Genomic DNA, 14,922 nt, shown 5'->3' on the forward strand with positions numbered 1-14,922 from the left:
GCCCTTGATCACGCGGGGCATGGTTTATCATGACTTGACCCAAGCATTAGGTGGTAGAGTCTTGGTTCTCGTTAAGGATGAGACCATGCCCGGGGAAGAGCAGGCCGTTTCTGAGCGCGCCGTAGCGTTTGCAAAGCTAAATCGAACTAGCGTTGCCCGGGAATTGGCATCCTTGGATCGATATCCGTGCGATGAGTACCCCGTCTCGGTGTTTATGGCGGGGTCGCCAGGAGCAGGGAAAACTGAAGTGTCCAGGGCGTTTATTCAAATGATGCAGGCCGGAGGATCGTGTGCGTTACGAATCGATCCGGATGATTTTCGGTGCTACTTCCCTGAATACACGGGGCTTAACTCCAGTCTTTTCCAGCGAGGGGTGACCACTTTTGTTGAGCGCACTTTGGACTTGGTTTACCAGCAGCGTCAGTCTTTTTTGCTGGATGGGACACTTGCGAATCTCGATGTAGCAAGGCGGAATATCTCCCGCGCTCTTGATAAAGAAAACAGGTCGGCCCAAATTATCTACGTGTACCAGAGGCCAGAACTTGCATGGGAGTTTGTGCTTGCAAGGGAGAAAAAAGATGGAAGGAACATTCCCTGTTTAGAGTTTGTCAGGCAGTTCTATGCTGCAAAGGCATCTGTTTGCGCGCTTAAGCGTGAATTTGACGCTGCTTTGCAGGTAGATGTAATCATCAAGGATATCGATGGTGGAAATGAAGACATTGGGATCGACCTTTCAGCTGGTGAAATTGACGGGTTCGTCAACCAGCCCTATGATCACCTCGAGCTTGAAAGAATTTTGAACGGAGTACCCCAATGAAAGGCGAAAATGCAGCAGTCGCTTCGACGAAGGTGAATGCCTCTTCGAAGATGTCTGAGTTTTTCCGCCACGGCTCCGTGGAGGAAAGGCGAGCGGTCTATCTCATGGCAGCCAATGTCGCCATCAACGAGCAGAAGGATGTCATTCGCTCAGTTAAGTCTGGCGAATTTCTGATCACGAAACGCAAATAGCCTTCTCCGGACGTCCTAAACCCAGCCCTCGTGCTGGGTTTTTTCATTTGGCAGTCTGCCAGTTGCCTCCGAGAGAAACCATCGCACCCACAAAGCGCTCAGCTTTCTTCTGTGTGTCTACGAGTCAGCTATTTATGACGCTCCCACCAGTACTCCGGATCTGCACCACCCAGAGGTCACGCTTCGGGTAGAGGCAACGCTATCGATTGAGTGGTAGTAGATGCTGAAGTGGCCCGGTTTCTGCGTATAACGGGCAGTCACCAGACCCATTCAAGGACATAAAATGCTTATTGTCTTCAGCGGCCTTCCAGGCACCGGAAAAACGACTATCGCAAGCGAGCTTGCCGGCAGAGCGGGTGCCGTCTACCTAAGGGTCGATACCATCGAACAGGCGATTCGAAACGCCGGCGTTCTTGCAAAAGAGGTGGGCAAGAGCGGTTACATGGTCGCCAATGAGCTTGCTCTGAGCAATCTTCGTTTTGGCCACACGGTTATAGTCGACTGTGTAAACCCGGTCGTTGAAAGCCGACAGGCATGGAGTGATATTGCTCAGCGCGCTGATGTGCCCTTGGTCAACATTCAGGTGATCTGTTCTGACAGGCGCGAGCACCAGCGTCGGGTGGAAACCAGGGAGGTCGATATTCCCGGGCTGACGCCCCCAACCTGGCAGTCTGTTCTCGATCATGAATATGAGGCGTGGGGCACTGCTCCATTCAGCATCGACACGGCCTTGACTTCTAAGGCGCAGGCTGTGGCGCTGATCACTGAAACGCTTTTATCCAGGGCGCGTCTGCTCTGAAGGCGTTCAATGCGCCCCCGGTTCTCCTGGAGCCGGTTATCTGTCCGCATCGGAGTGCGATCTGCCTGATGCTTGTCAGCTGCGCTTGTGCGCTGGCCGGCAGCCCCGGATCACACTCCGATGCGACCTCCCGTGAGGGATCGGGCAGTTAGCGACAGGCTGTCGTTGGCGCTGGTTGTTCGGTGCGGTTCTATACCTGTAATTGAAGCTTGATCAGGTCAACTTGCACTGCTTTTTGCAGATTTATTCACCGTCGGTTGTCATTCTGCTCCCCAATTAACCAACACCAAGCAGGCGTAAGTGGGTGGGTCAGGTAGGGGCGTGTGCCCCAGTACGCAGTCTTTGCGAGGGCGGGAGCAGCCGCGGGTGTCGAGGAATCATTGGTCGTTTTTATTGTCATATTTATGACCTTTTCTTTCAGGACGCTCAAATGAAGCGCACAACCCTATTGATCCTGGCCGTCTCAGGCGCTTTTCTGCTGGGCGGCTGCGCGCCTGTCTGGTACGACGGGGGGCGGCATGGTCACGATCGAGGTTACGACTCGGGCCGTGGATACGATCGCGGGCATGATGATCGGGGTTATGACCGCGGCTACGATCGTCGCGACAATGATCGCCGTTATGACCGCAATCGCGATCGTGATGACAGGGACGACTGATCCTCTGGTGCTTTAACTGCGCAGCGTGTCATCCACGCTGCGCTTCAGGTTATTAACTGCTGGCTCAATCAATTCCCGCCATTTGTTTCACCTCTGCAATATCCCTGCTTCGCGGAAACAAACCGGACATCTGCCAGCAATTGCGTTCAGGCAAGCTGTGCGCAATTAGTCCCGCCGCGCTCGTTCTGGCACCCGGGGCTGATGAGAACCCTCCTGTAAAACATCGTCCCGGGAATTCCTGCTCCATGCGAACCAGTCTTTCGCTGCCGCTGCTGGCTGCCTTGTCCATTTTGCTTGCGGCCTGTGCCAGCAAGACCATCCCGCCCGAAGAGTTTTCGGGCTATCTGTCCGATTACAGCCAGTTGGCGCAAAAGCAGTTGCCTTCCGGGCAGGCCGTACTGTCCTGGGTAAGCCCTGATCTGGATATCAGCCATTACACCGGCGTCTATATCGAGCCAAGCCAGTTTTACCCGTGGGTGCTACCGACCGGGCGGGGGCCACAGTCCACGCTGTCGGCCGTAACCGGTTATTACGATGCTGCGCTCAAGCGCGAACTGGGCAAGGTCATGACGGTTGTCGCGGCCCCGGGCCCTGGCACGCTGATTGTCAGGCCGGCCATAGTCTCGCTCTCGGCTAGTACCCAGGGCCTGCGGTTTTATGAGTATTTGCCCGTGACCCTGCTCGCCGCTGGGGTCAGCACGGCGGTCGGGATGCGTGATCAGGACAGTGAAATCAGCACCGAGATCGCCGTGATCGATGCCGCTGACCAGCAGGTGGTCGCGCAAGTGGTGCGCAAGGGGACAGGGTTGGCGCTGGAAAATGATTCTCAGGTCATGACGCTGGATGATTTCAAGCTGGTGCTCGATGGCTGGGCGCTTGATATGCGCCGCGAATACTTGTCCAGCCGCCATTGAGAGCCGGTCAAGGGTTGGTCCGGGGCTCGCCGAAAGGCGGGCTTTTTTTTGTCTGCGATTTGTCTGACTCCTTCACACGACTTCAAGTGCCGCCTGAATCTGATCGGCGTACTTGCTCAGGTTATTCATCTCTGTCTGTAACTGACCGGAGCTGGCTGAGTTCAGCACCTTGGACTGGATCAAGGTCAAAGCAGCCGCGACGGCCAGTTCACGTTTGCCTTCCGGACTGGCAGCACCAAAGGGGGTATCGCCCCGGAGGTTTTTGAAGTGCTCAGACATGATGCTCTCCTTATCGTTGCGGGTTTGAAACCTGTTACTACCGGTAACCGGTAATAACTAAAGTTTAGGGTAGGATTGATGGCGCGCATCGAAAAGGGCCTGAAAACAGCCTGGTAGACATGGTTGTGCCCGAAAGTACCGGCATGAATCTGAGGAACCGATCAGGGTGACCAGCGGTGCACCGTTAGTCGCTGCGTAACGTTCAACTTTGTTCATAATGGCGCGCTAATTGCTGTCTGTCGGTCCGCCAATGGATCACTCGTCTAATTGATGTGCATTTCCTGCGCATTTTCCGGTCTTTCCGGCCTTCGCGTATAAGCCTCGTCATTACAAAGGATTGGGTTGATTGGTTGAGAGCGACGCGAGCAGCGCCAAATAAAAATAGCCGTATTCGTCAATAAAATGGCGAATAGCCTGATTATTTGTGCTTGCAATTACGATATTAATCCAAATTTGTTCAATTTATTGACGATATCATTGTGATGGCTTATTTTGACGCCCTGTTGCTGGCCATGCGTCGTGAATACTCAGTCCGGAAGGAACCTACTTATGAGTCGTACAGACGACATATCGAACTTGTTCAGCAGGTTCGGCGCCACTTCGGACAGTTATCACGAGTTCGACAGTCAGTTCGAATACCCCAATACGCCGCCAGCTCAAGTTAAAGCCTCTGAGCCTGAAGAAGTCACGGCCCCGGTACTTGCTGCTCTGCCACCGGTTGCGCCAGTCTGCGTGGCATTGGCGAAAGCCGAAGATCCGGCACCGCTGATGAGCACTGCCGACGTTGCCATCCCGCTGCGTAATTTGCTCGCTGAAGTAGCGCTTGCTCGTCAGGCCGAAACCGAGGCCCTGCAGGCACAATTGCGCACGCCGCAGTGCAAGGCTCGTGTCGTGGTGCTGGTCTCGGCCAAGGGCGGCGTTGGCAAGACCACGCTGGCCGCCAGCCTGGCAAGCAGCCTGCGTCTGGAGGGTGGCAAGACCCTGGCCATCGACCTTGATCCGCAAAATGCCCTGCACCATCACCTCGGCGTTGAATCCGGCGTGACCGGCATCGGCAGCGCCTGCTGGAGCAGCAATCTGCAGCAGGGATTCAACGATGTACAAGTGCTGCCCTACGGCGTGTTGAGCGATGACCAGCGCTGTGCCCTGGAGCGCGAAGTAAGCCAGGACCGCCACTGGCTGGCACGGCAACTGGAACGCATGGACCTGGGCACACATGACCTGGTGATTGTCGATACGCCCACCGGCCGCTCGGCGTACCTGCAGCAGGCGCTGGATGTGGCCGATCAGGTGCTGGTGGTCACTGCTGCCGACGCGGCCAGCTTTATTGCCCTGGAGCATATGGACCGTCTGCTGGGAGCCAACGTTGCGCGCAGCTATGTGGTCAATCAATTTGAGCCCGGGCGCGAGTTTTCCCGCGACATGCTCGAAGTGCTCAAGCGCCGTCTGGGTGCGCAGTTGACGGGGGTAGTAGAGCAGGATCACGGTTTTGGCGAGGCCTTGGCTTACGGCCGCAACCCGTTGACGGTGCCCGTCCGGTCTGTAGGTGGTGAAGGGGTTTTACTGCTTGGCGAACACCTTAAGGCTGCTTTGCAGAACGTCCGTGTAACCGAGAACTCAGCTTCATGAGTCAGTCAAACAGCCCCCCCCCAGGTTGCGCAAAGCCGGTTTCAGCGTTGGGCCCAGTCGCTGTCAGATCATCTTGATCAGTGGCCGGCTGCGGCACGCCGTGCGCTGCTTGCCGGTACCGCAGTGTTTTGCGGGCTTTTGGGCCTGCTGATTATTACCGTACCGTTCGAATTCTATGCGCAGTGCATCTTTGCCATCGGCTGCTTTGTTGCAGCATTGGTGCTGCGCAGGATACCCGGGCGCCTGACCATCCTGATCATGATCGGCCTGTCACTCACGGCCTCGTTGCGCTATATATACTGGCGCTTGACCGAAACCCTGGGGTTCGACGACTGGGTCGACATGACGTTCGGTTATGGCCTGGTGCTGGCCGAAATCTATGCCCTGGTGGTGCTGGTGTTCGGCTACCTGCAAACGGCCTGGCCGCTGCGGCGCCAGCCGGTATTGCTCAAGGGCCCGCCAAGCGAATGGCCAGTGGTTGACGTGTTTATCCCGTCATACAACGAGACGCTCGATATCGTGAAGCTGACCATCTTTGCCGCTCAGGCAATTGACTGGCCACAGGACAAGCTGCGCGTGCATGTGCTCGATGACGGTCGCCGCGAAGACTTTCGCGAGTTCTGCGAGCAGATCAACGTCAACTACATCACCCGTGACAACAATCGTCATGCCAAGGCCGGTAACCTCAACGAAGCATTGCAGGTCACCAGTGGCGAGTTCGTAGCATTTTTCGATGCCGACCACGTGCCGACCCGCTCTTTCTTGCAAGTGAGCATTGGCTGGTTCCTCAAAGACCCCAAGCTGGCGATGTTGCAAACGCCGCACTTTTTCTTTTCGCCCGACCCGTTCGAAAAAAATCTCGACACCTTCCGTTCGGTGCCCAACGAAGGCGAGTTGTTTTATGGTCTGGTGCAGGACGGCAACGACCTGTGGAACGCCACGTTTTTCTGTGGCTCTTGCGCAGTGATCCGTCGCAAGCCGCTGATGGAAGTCGGCGGGGTGGCGGTCGAAACTGTGACCGAAGATGCCCATACCGCGCTCAAGCTCAACCGCGCCGGCTACAACACTGCTTATCTGGCGATACCGCAGGCAGCGGGTCTGGCCACGGAAAGCCTTTCACGCCACATTAGCCAGCGTATTCGCTGGGCGCGGGGTATGGCGCAGATTTTCCGCACCGACAATCCGCTGTTCGGCAAGGGCCTGAACCTGGGCCAGCGCCTGTGCTACCTCAACGCAATGCTGCATTTCTTCTATGGTTTGCCGCGCTTGGTGTTTTTGACGGCGCCGCTGGCTTTTCTGTTTTTTGATGCGCAAATCTTTCATGCCTCGGGCTTGATGATTGCCGCCTATGCATTGCCGCATATTTTTCATGCCAGCCTCACCAACTCCAGCATTCAGGGGCAATACCGGCATTCGTTCTGGAACGAGGTCTACGAGACAGTACTGGCCTGGTACATCATGGCCCCGGTGCTGGTGGCGCTGGTCAACCCCAAGTTCGGTGGTTTCAACGTGACCGACAAGGGCGGGATCATTGACGAGAAGTACTTCGACTGGAAACTCGCCCGTCCATATATCGTGCTGCTGACCCTTAACATGGCAGGGATGGCGTACGGGATCGCGCGGCTGGTAATGGGTGAGGAGGGCGCCACGACCACGCTGTTGATCAACCTGTTGTGGACGCTCTACAACGTGATCATCACCAGTGCCGCCGTGGCGGTGGCCAGTGAAACCCGGCAGGTTCGTGCCGAGCCGCGGGTTGCTGCCACATTACCGGTGCGCCTGGTCCGTGGCGATGGCAGTGTGATAGACGGCGTTACCCAGGACTTTTCGCAAAAAGGCATGGGCTTGCGTTTGCCACAGGGCGTCAGCGTACCTCAAGGCGAGCAGGTGCAGATTTCGCTATTGCGCAGCCAGCACTTGAGCCTGTTCCCGGCTGTGATTGTATTCAGTCGCGGTGAATTGCTCGGCGTTCAATTTGAAGCCCTGACTCTGCGCCAGCAAAGTGATCTGGTTCGTCTCACCTTTTCCCGTGCCGACACTTGGGCATCGACCTGGGGTAGCGGGCAGGTCGATACCCCGCTGGTGGCCCTGCGCGGAGTCAGCCGAATTGGTTTTCGCGGTATCCAAGAACTCTTCAAAGCCTCGCTCATGGAAGTGCGCAGCTTGCTGCGCCGTCGCCGCGTCGCCCCATCAAAGCTAGAAAACATCCAGGATAAGTGATGAATTCAACGTCTTCAGTCTTCGCCAATTTGCGCGATCCGCGTCGTGCCCTGGCACGCATTGCGTGTGCCTTGCTGGCTTTGAACAGCGGCGCTGCCTGCGCCGAGAGCGCTCCAGCCGTTGCTGCAACCGGTAGCAATAATTACACCGTGACCCTCAAACAGTTGGGCCGCAATTATCCGATGAACCTGCGTGGTGTGGAATCGAGCGACAGTGTCAGTTTCGATGTGCGGGCCGACTCGATTGTGACGGGTGCCAAGTTGAACTTGCAGTACACCTACTCGCCGGCATTGCTGGAAGAGCTGTCGCAAATCAACGTCATCATCAACGATGAAGTGGCGGCAAGCCTGCCGTTGCCCAAGGACAAAGCCGGGCAACTGCAACAGCATGTCGTCGACATACCGGCGCACCTGATTACCGAGTTCAACCGTCTGAGTTTGCAGTTTATCGGGCACTACACCATGAGTTGCGAAGATCCGCAGCACACCAGCCTGTGGGCCAAGATCAGCAACTCCACCAGCTTGAGCATTGATGTATCGCCCTTGGGTTTACCCAATGATCTGTCCATCTTGCCGTTGCCATTTTTCGATCGTCGCGATACCCGGGCCCTGGATTTGCCGTTTGTGTTCGTCTCTGCGCCTGACAACGCCACGCTCGAAGCAGCCGGTGCACTGTCGTCGTGGTTTGGCGCCCAAGCCAGTTTTCGGGGTGCACGGTTTTCCTCGAGTTACAACCAGATTCCCGCCAGCGGCAGTGCGGTGGTTTTGATCAGTGGTCCGGATGCGCTGCAGATTGGCAGTATTAGTCTACCGCCAGCGAAGGGCCCGACCCTGACCTTGATGACCAATCCGAATGACGTCAATGCCAAGCTGCTGGTGGTCAGCGGTCGCGACGGTGCCGAACTCAAGAGTGCCGCAACTGCTTTGGTACTGGGCAGCCAGGCCTTGTCGGGCAGCAGCGTGGTGATCGATCGATTGCAGGTGGTGCAGCCCCGCAAGCCCTATGACGCGCCGAACTGGTTGCCCAGTGATCGCCCGGTAAAGATTGGTGAGTTGATGCAGGCCAAGCAACTGGCGGTGTCCGGCTACAACCCGGGTGACATCACCGTGCCGTTGAATTTTCCGCCGGATTTGTTTACCTGGCGTAACGAAGGCGCGCCGCTGAATCTTAAATACCGCTATACGCCGCAAGAGAAGTCCTACAATTCGTCGTTCATTATCAGTTTTAATGACGCGCTGATTCAGTCGCAGAACCTGCTGTCCCGGGACAGGCTCGACAGCAGTGTGCTCAGAACACTGAAGTCAGACGACAGCCTTGACCGCGAAACCAATGTGTTGCTGCCCCTGAACTCGGTGGCCCTGCAGTCCCGCCTGCAGTTGCGCTATATGTTCGATTACATCAAGCAGGGCCAATGTAACGACATCATCATTGACAATATGCGCGGTGCGATTGATCCCGAGTCGACCCTTGATTTGAGCGGCTACGACCACTTTATCGCCATGCCCAACCTGGGCGTGTTCAAGGATTCCGGCTTTCCGTTTACCCGTATGGCTGACCTGTCGCAAACCGCCGTGGTGTTGCCGGATGATGCCGGGGTTGCTGATTTGAATGCCTACCTCACACTGCTCGGCCGATTTGGCCAGTCCACCGGCTACCCGGCTACTGGCGTACAGGTGATTCAGGCGGATCAGGTGGCGGGCGCTGCGGACAAGGACTTGCTGGTGCTGGCGTCCGGTGCCAATCAGCCTTTGCTGACACATTGGGCCGATCGCCTGCCCGCTAACGATGGCGAAGGCCAGCAGAGCTTTCATTTATCTGACTTGCCGATGCGGCTACGTGACTGGTTTAGCCCCGATCCTGAAGCCAATATTCGCAAGACGCGGTTGGCGATGGCGTTTTCCGGTGGCGCGCGTAGCACTTACCTGACCGGTTTCGAATCGCCGCTTAAAAAAGGGCGCAGTGTTGTGGTTATTGCCAGTGGTCAACCGCAAGGTCTGGCCGATGCCACAAATGCACTGATCGGAGGTGAGGATTACACCCATTCGATCCAGGGCAGTCTGGTGGTGGTACGCGGTAAAAACATCGAGCCTCTGGTGGCGGACGAGCAGTACTACGTTGGCAGCCTGGGGCCTATCAAGTACCTGCAATGGTTGATGTCGCGCCATGTGGTCCTGTCCCTGCTGCTGACCGGTCTGGGGGTGATTTTGCTCAGTGGTCTGGCTTATCTGGCACTGCGCGCACGCGCCAACAAACGACTAGGTAACTGACGGCTCATGGGGTTCTTCGCGATCAAACGTTTTAATTCCTCACCGCGGCGCCTGCATCGTGCGCTGCTGTGGTTGGCAGGCGCTCTGGCAGGTATCGCCCTGGCCCCCGCGATGGCCAAGGACACCAGGTGCCAAAAAGCCGACTGGCCGCTGTGGCAAGCCTACGCTTCGCGCTTTGTACAGGCTGACGGCCGTATGCTGGAGTCCAGCCCACAGCTCAACCAAAGCTCTTCCGAAGGTCAGTCCTACGGGATGTTATTTGCATTGATCGGCAATGATCAGGCGCGCTTTGACAGGTTATGGCAATGGACCCTGGCCAATATGGCTGGCGCCGACGTGAGCACGCGTTTGCCAGGCTGGTTGTGGGGGCAGGGCAAGGACGGGACGTGGCAATTGCAGGACGCCAATTCAGCGTCCGATTCGGACTTGTGGATTGCCTATTCGTTGCTCGAAGCGGCACGTCTGTGGCAGCGCCCGGACTACCGCGAGGCAGCCTTGCATCTGCTTGAAAACATTCAGAGCCAACTGGTCGTGAGCTTGCCCGGTCTGGGCAAAATGGTGTTGCCCGGGCCTCAAGGCTTTGTGCAGCCCGATCACCTGTGGCGCTTGAATCCCAGCTATCTGCCGCTGCCGTTGCTGCGGCGGCTGGCCATGCAGGCACCGGCCGGGCCGTGGAAAGAAATTGCCGAAAACACCGTGAAAATGGTCAAGGCTTCCAGCCCCAAGGGCTATGTTGCCGACTGGATCGGCTATCGTGCCACCGGGCCGAACAGCGGTCTGTTCGTGGTCGATCCGGTTAATGGCGAACTGGGCAGTTACGACGCGATTCGCGTTTACCTGTGGGCAGGCATGACGCCCAAATCCGATGTGCTGGCAGCACCGTTGCTGGCGCGACTGGAGGGCATGGCGAACAGCACGGCTTCCACTGGCATTCCACCGGAAAAGGTCCAGGTCAGGAGCGGTACGCTAGAGGGGCAGGGGCCGTTCGGCTTCTCCGCCGCGCTGATTCCTTACTTCCAGGCCAAAGGCCAGCCCTGGCTTGCCCAAGCCCAGCAGCGTCGAACCGAGCTAGCCCTCACGAAGGCGCTGGGGCAGGCCGATGGCGAACGTACCGAGCCTTTGTATTACAACGTCATGCTTAGCCTGTTCGCACTCGGCTGGGCAGAAAACCGCTTTCAGTTTCGTGATGACGGAACACTCAAACTGTCTTGGGAGACGTCATGCGTCCGCACCGCCACGCACTAGCTATCGGGATTCTAACCGCAGTCATCGGCACAGCCGTCCACGCCGATACCAGCGACGTGCAAGCGCGGCTGGTCGAACAGGGTCAGTACTGGCAAGGCCGCGCCAATGCACAACGGGCGGCCGAGGCCTGGGAAAAAGTCTTGCGTCTGGACCCCAATCAAGTGGATGCCCTTTATGGTATGGGCTTTGCCAGCCTCAAACAGAACAAGCCCGAGCAAGCCAGGCAATACCTGGAGCGTTTGCAGGCCCTGTCGCCCCGACCGTGGCTGGCGGCGCAGCTGGAACAGGATATTGCCCTGACTGAGACGCAGAACAAAGCACTGCTGGATGAGGCCCGACGTCTGGTCGATAGCGATCAGCGAGATGAGGCGACTCAGGTGTTTGCCAAACTGTTTGCCGGTCGCACACCGTCAGGCACGGTGGGACGTGAGTATTACAACAACCTGGCGTTCAATCCTGCAGGTTGGCCAGAAGCGCGAAAAGGCATGGAGCGCTTGCTGCGCGAGACGCCCAACGACTCGACTCTGGCGCTGTTTCTGGCCAAGCAACTGATTCGTTACGAAGACAGTCGCCCTGAAGGTATCCGTAATCTGGCCAAGCTATCGACCCGGCCCGACATCGGCGGTGACGCTGATGAAAGCTGGCGTCTGGCGCTGGTCTGGTCCGGTCCGCCGAGTGCTGCCCAGGTGCCGTTGTTCGAAGCCTTTTTAAAGGCTCATCCAGATGATCAGGAAATTCGTGACCTGCTGAACAAAGGTAAATTGAAAGCCAGCACTGCAGACCGTGTACCGGCCTGGCAACCTGATCCGCTGGTCGAGCGTGGGCTCAAGGCGTTGGATAAAGGTGATCAGGCGGGTGCCGAGCAAGCCTTTGCCGCACGCTTGAAAAACAAGGCGAATGATCCTGATGCTTTGGGTGGGCTCGGTGTGGTGCGTCAGCAACAGGACCGTCTGAGCGAAGCTGAGCAACTTTTGAACCGCGCTATCGGCAACGGCGGCTCGCGCTGGAAGCCGGCGCTGGATAACGTGCGCTACTGGGCTTTGCTGCAACAGGCGCGCAACCAGGCCAAGAGCCAGCCCGCCAAGGCCCGGGAAAGCATTGCCCAGGCAATGCGAGTGAACCCCAGGGGCATCGAGGCACGTTTGGCCCTCGCGGATATTCAGGCTCAGAACGGTCAGCTCGATGAGGCTCAAGCCAGTTACCGTCAGGTGCTGAGTGTGCAGAAGGACAATGCTCAGGCCGTACAAGGGCTGGTCAATGTTCTGTCGCAAGCGGGGCAGGCCGATGAGGCCTTGCGCCTGCTAGATACCCTGACCCCGGCCCAGCAGGCCGAAATGGGCGGTGGCGGTCGACTGCGTGCGCTGCGCTCCACGCAGGCTGCGGCATTGGCCGAGCAGCGTGGCGATACCCGGGGCGCGCAACAAGCTTTGGTGCAAGCGGTCAAAGATGACCCGGACAACGTCTGGACCCGTTTTGATCTCGCCCGCCTTTACCTGAAAACCGGTGAGCCGCAAAAAGCCCGCGTTCTGATCGACAGCTACCTCAAAGCTCATCCGACAGATGTTGACGCCCTCTATACCAGTGCTCTGCTCTCAGTGGAAATGGAACAGTGGGACGCTGCCCAGGCTGCCATAAGCCGGATTCCAGTGGGTCGTCGCACCGCAGATATGAACGATTTGGCGGATCAGATCATGCTGACGGTGCAGGTCAAGCTCGCTGCCACCATGGCCAAGCGTGGCCAGCGTCAGGAAGCCCTGGCATTGCTCGACCGGTTGCAACCGATGGCGAGCCGCAGTCCGGATCGTATGGCAACGCTGGCCTCGGCTTATGTGGACACAGGAGATTCCACGCGAGCGTTGACCATGATGCGCGATGTGATCAACCAGACACCGACACCTTCCGCCGACTTGATGTTGCAGTACGCCAATCTGCTGCTCAAGACGGGTAATGATGCCCAGGTCAACTCGATCCTGCGCGGCCTGCAAAACCAGCGAATGAGCGTTGCCACACGCAAACGTTTCGACGACCTGCTGTATCAGTACCGCATTCGTCAGGCCGATCTGCTGCGTGAAGGCGGTGACCTGGCGGGCGCTTATGACACTCTGGCACCGGCGCTGGCATCGCGGCCTGGGGACGCCGGTGCGACTTCGGCGCTGGCGCGGATGTACGTCAGCAGCGGCAATAACGCCAAGGCGTTTGAGCTGTACAAGCCTTTGCTGCAACGTCAGCCCAACGATCCGCAAATCCTCCTCAATGCCGCGGACGCTGCGGTTCTGGCCCGAGATAACGGCTACGCCGAGCGTGCGCTGGAGCAGTTTGTGAAACTGCAAAACTACGACCCGCAGTCTTTGACCGAAGCGGCACGAATCTACCGCAGCATGGGCAAGAGCGCTCAGGCTGCGCACCTGTTGCGCAAGGCCGTGGACATCGAGCAAACCGAGAAAAAACGCAACCTTACGGCTCAGGCCGGCGTATCTGGCGTTGCGCCGAACCCGTTCGCCGGCTTGTCGGGCCCAGCCAATCAGATGGGGCGTGGGGCCATCGATGCGATTCCCGCGCCCGCCCAAACCACGCTCGATTCGAGCGCTTATATGGCAGACGACAATGCGCTGTTGGCCAGCGATGTCTACCCGGGGCAACCCCTGCCTTCCAGGACAGGCAATGGCACCTTGCCGGTGGGACGTAATGCTGGTGCCGGGGCTAATCCATTTTTACCCCAAGGCACGGTCAATGTGGCGGTGGACCAAGCCAGTTCGGCCCAGCGTGCGCTGGACAGTATCCTCCAGGAGCGCAGTGCCTACGTGACCCAGGGCGTCACTATTCGCAACAACGACAGTGAGCCTGGCCTTGGCAAAATGACCGATATCGAAACACCGCTGGAAATTAACTTTCCGGCGGGTGACAACCGTATCGCCGTACGTGTGACACCGGTGTCCCTGAATGCGGGTAGGGTGGGTGTTTATGCCGCCGAACGCTTTGGTAGTGGCAAAGAGTCAACCGAGGGGATTGGCGCCCAGCGTGAGAGTGGTGTGGGTGTGAGCGTTGGCTACGCTCGCCCGGATGAAGGCATCAAGGCCGACCTCGGTACCACGCCGATCGGCTTTCAATACAGCACCGTGGCCGGTGGCGTGAGTGTCGATCGCCCGCTCGCCAGCAATTCCAATGTGCGTTATGGCGTCAATGTTTCACGCCGCCCGGTGATCGACAGCGTAACGTCATTCGCCGGTACCACTGATGAGCGCACCGGGCAGACGTGGGGTGGCGTAACGGCTAACGGCGGCCGTGGTCAGCTGAGCTATGACAATCAGGCTGTCGGCGCCTATGGCTACGGCGCCTGGCACAAGCTGCTGGGTCATAACGTCGAATCCAACAGCCGTGCCGAACTGGGCGGTGGAGTGTATTGGTATTTGCAAAACACCGAGGACAGCAAGCTGACCCTGGGTCTGAGCGCTACCGGCATGAGTTTTGAGAACAACCAGAACTTCTTTACTTATGGCCACGGCGGCTACTTCAGCCCGCAAAGCTACTTTGCCCTGGGCGTGCCGGTGGCCTGGTCGCAGCGCACCGATCGCTTCAGCTACCAGGTCAAGGGCTCGGTGGGCGTTCAGTACACCCATCAGGCCGGTGCCGACTACTTCCCCGGTGACAAGGACATGCAGGCCACCAACGACCAGCGCTACTCCGGCGAGAGCAAGACTGGCGTCGGTTACAGCCTGGCCGCTGCCGGTGAGTACAAGTTCGGGTCGAGCGTTTTCCTGGGGGCCAATTTGGGTCTGGATAATGCTCAGGACTACCAGCAAATCACCGGGGCGATGTACCTGCGCTATATGTTTGAAAATATGAATGGCCCTATGGAGCTGCCGGTCAGCCCATACAGTTCGCCTTATTCCAATTGATGTCCTG

Annotated in this window: 11 protein-coding genes; 10 read left to right on the forward strand and 1 reads right to left on the reverse strand. The window is 57.8% G+C overall.

The window, feature by feature from the left end:
* The first annotated feature begins 85 nt into the window (after positions 1 to 85).
* The 5 genes from V6L81_RS12065 (at position 86) to V6L81_RS12085 (ending at position 3,379) form a co-directional block, all read left to right on the forward strand.
* Positions 86 to 817: a zeta toxin family protein gene (locus V6L81_RS12065; RefSeq protein ID WP_095025103.1), complete on the forward strand. Its 732-nt coding sequence runs from the start codon at positions 86 to 88 to the stop codon at positions 815 to 817.
* Positions 814 to 1,008 (forward strand): hypothetical protein, encoded by a 195-nt coding sequence (locus V6L81_RS12070; protein ID WP_095018804.1) that lies wholly within the window; start codon positions 814 to 816, stop codon positions 1,006 to 1,008. The genes V6L81_RS12065 and V6L81_RS12070 overlap by 4 nt, the downstream gene beginning before the upstream one ends.
* Positions 1,009 to 1,291: 283 nt before the next feature.
* Entirely contained in the window at positions 1,292 to 1,807 is a 516-nt protein-coding gene (locus tag V6L81_RS12075) for an ATP-binding protein (RefSeq protein ID WP_095025055.1), read from the forward strand.
* Positions 1,808 to 2,237: 430 nt separating this feature from the next.
* Complete coding sequence (locus V6L81_RS12080; protein WP_095002317.1) at positions 2,238 to 2,465, forward strand: hypothetical protein; 228 nt, start codon at positions 2,238 to 2,240, stop codon at positions 2,463 to 2,465.
* A 245-nt stretch (positions 2,466 to 2,710) separates the two neighbouring features.
* Complete coding sequence (locus V6L81_RS12085; protein WP_095002318.1) at positions 2,711 to 3,379, forward strand: DUF3313 domain-containing protein; 669 nt, start codon at positions 2,711 to 2,713, stop codon at positions 3,377 to 3,379.
* Between the two features lie 72 nt (positions 3,380 to 3,451).
* Here V6L81_RS12085 and V6L81_RS12090 read toward each other — a convergent pair whose 3' ends face one another.
* On the reverse strand, positions 3,452 to 3,658 hold the full coding sequence (locus V6L81_RS12090) for a hypothetical protein (protein WP_095002319.1): 207 nt from the start codon (positions 3,656 to 3,658) through the stop codon (positions 3,452 to 3,454).
* Positions 3,659 to 4,207: 549 nt separating this feature from the next.
* Here V6L81_RS12090 and bcsQ point away from each other — a divergent pair.
* Genes bcsQ through V6L81_RS12115 form a run of 5 tightly spaced genes read left to right on the forward strand, consistent with a single transcriptional unit; the run spans position 4,208 to position 14,915 of the window.
* Positions 4,208 to 5,287: a cellulose biosynthesis protein BcsQ gene (gene bcsQ, locus V6L81_RS12095; protein WP_095021181.1), complete on the forward strand. Its 1,080-nt coding sequence runs from the start codon at positions 4,208 to 4,210 to the stop codon at positions 5,285 to 5,287.
* A gap of 60 nt (positions 5,288 to 5,347) precedes the next feature.
* Complete coding sequence (bcsA, locus tag V6L81_RS12100; RefSeq protein ID WP_338660686.1) at positions 5,348 to 7,507, forward strand: UDP-forming cellulose synthase catalytic subunit; 2,160 nt, start codon at positions 5,348 to 5,350, stop codon at positions 7,505 to 7,507.
* Positions 7,507 to 9,774: a cellulose biosynthesis cyclic di-GMP-binding regulatory protein BcsB gene (gene bcsB / locus V6L81_RS12105; RefSeq protein WP_338659950.1), complete on the forward strand. Its 2,268-nt coding sequence runs from the start codon at positions 7,507 to 7,509 to the stop codon at positions 9,772 to 9,774. The genes bcsA and bcsB overlap by 1 nt, the downstream gene beginning before the upstream one ends.
* 6 nt (positions 9,775 to 9,780) lie before the next feature.
* Positions 9,781 to 11,019: a cellulose synthase complex periplasmic endoglucanase BcsZ gene (gene bcsZ / locus V6L81_RS12110; RefSeq protein WP_095026984.1), complete on the forward strand. Its 1,239-nt coding sequence runs from the start codon at positions 9,781 to 9,783 to the stop codon at positions 11,017 to 11,019.
* Positions 10,995 to 14,915 (forward strand): cellulose synthase subunit BcsC-related outer membrane protein, encoded by a 3,921-nt coding sequence (locus tag V6L81_RS12115; RefSeq protein WP_338659951.1) that lies wholly within the window; start codon positions 10,995 to 10,997, stop codon positions 14,913 to 14,915. Before bcsZ ends, V6L81_RS12115 begins: the two co-directional genes overlap by 25 nt.
* The last annotated feature ends 7 nt before the right edge of the window (positions 14,916 to 14,922 follow it).

Source organism: Pseudomonas bubulae (genome assembly GCF_037023725.1).
Classification (GTDB): domain Bacteria; phylum Pseudomonadota; class Gammaproteobacteria; order Pseudomonadales; family Pseudomonadaceae; genus Aquipseudomonas; species Aquipseudomonas bubulae.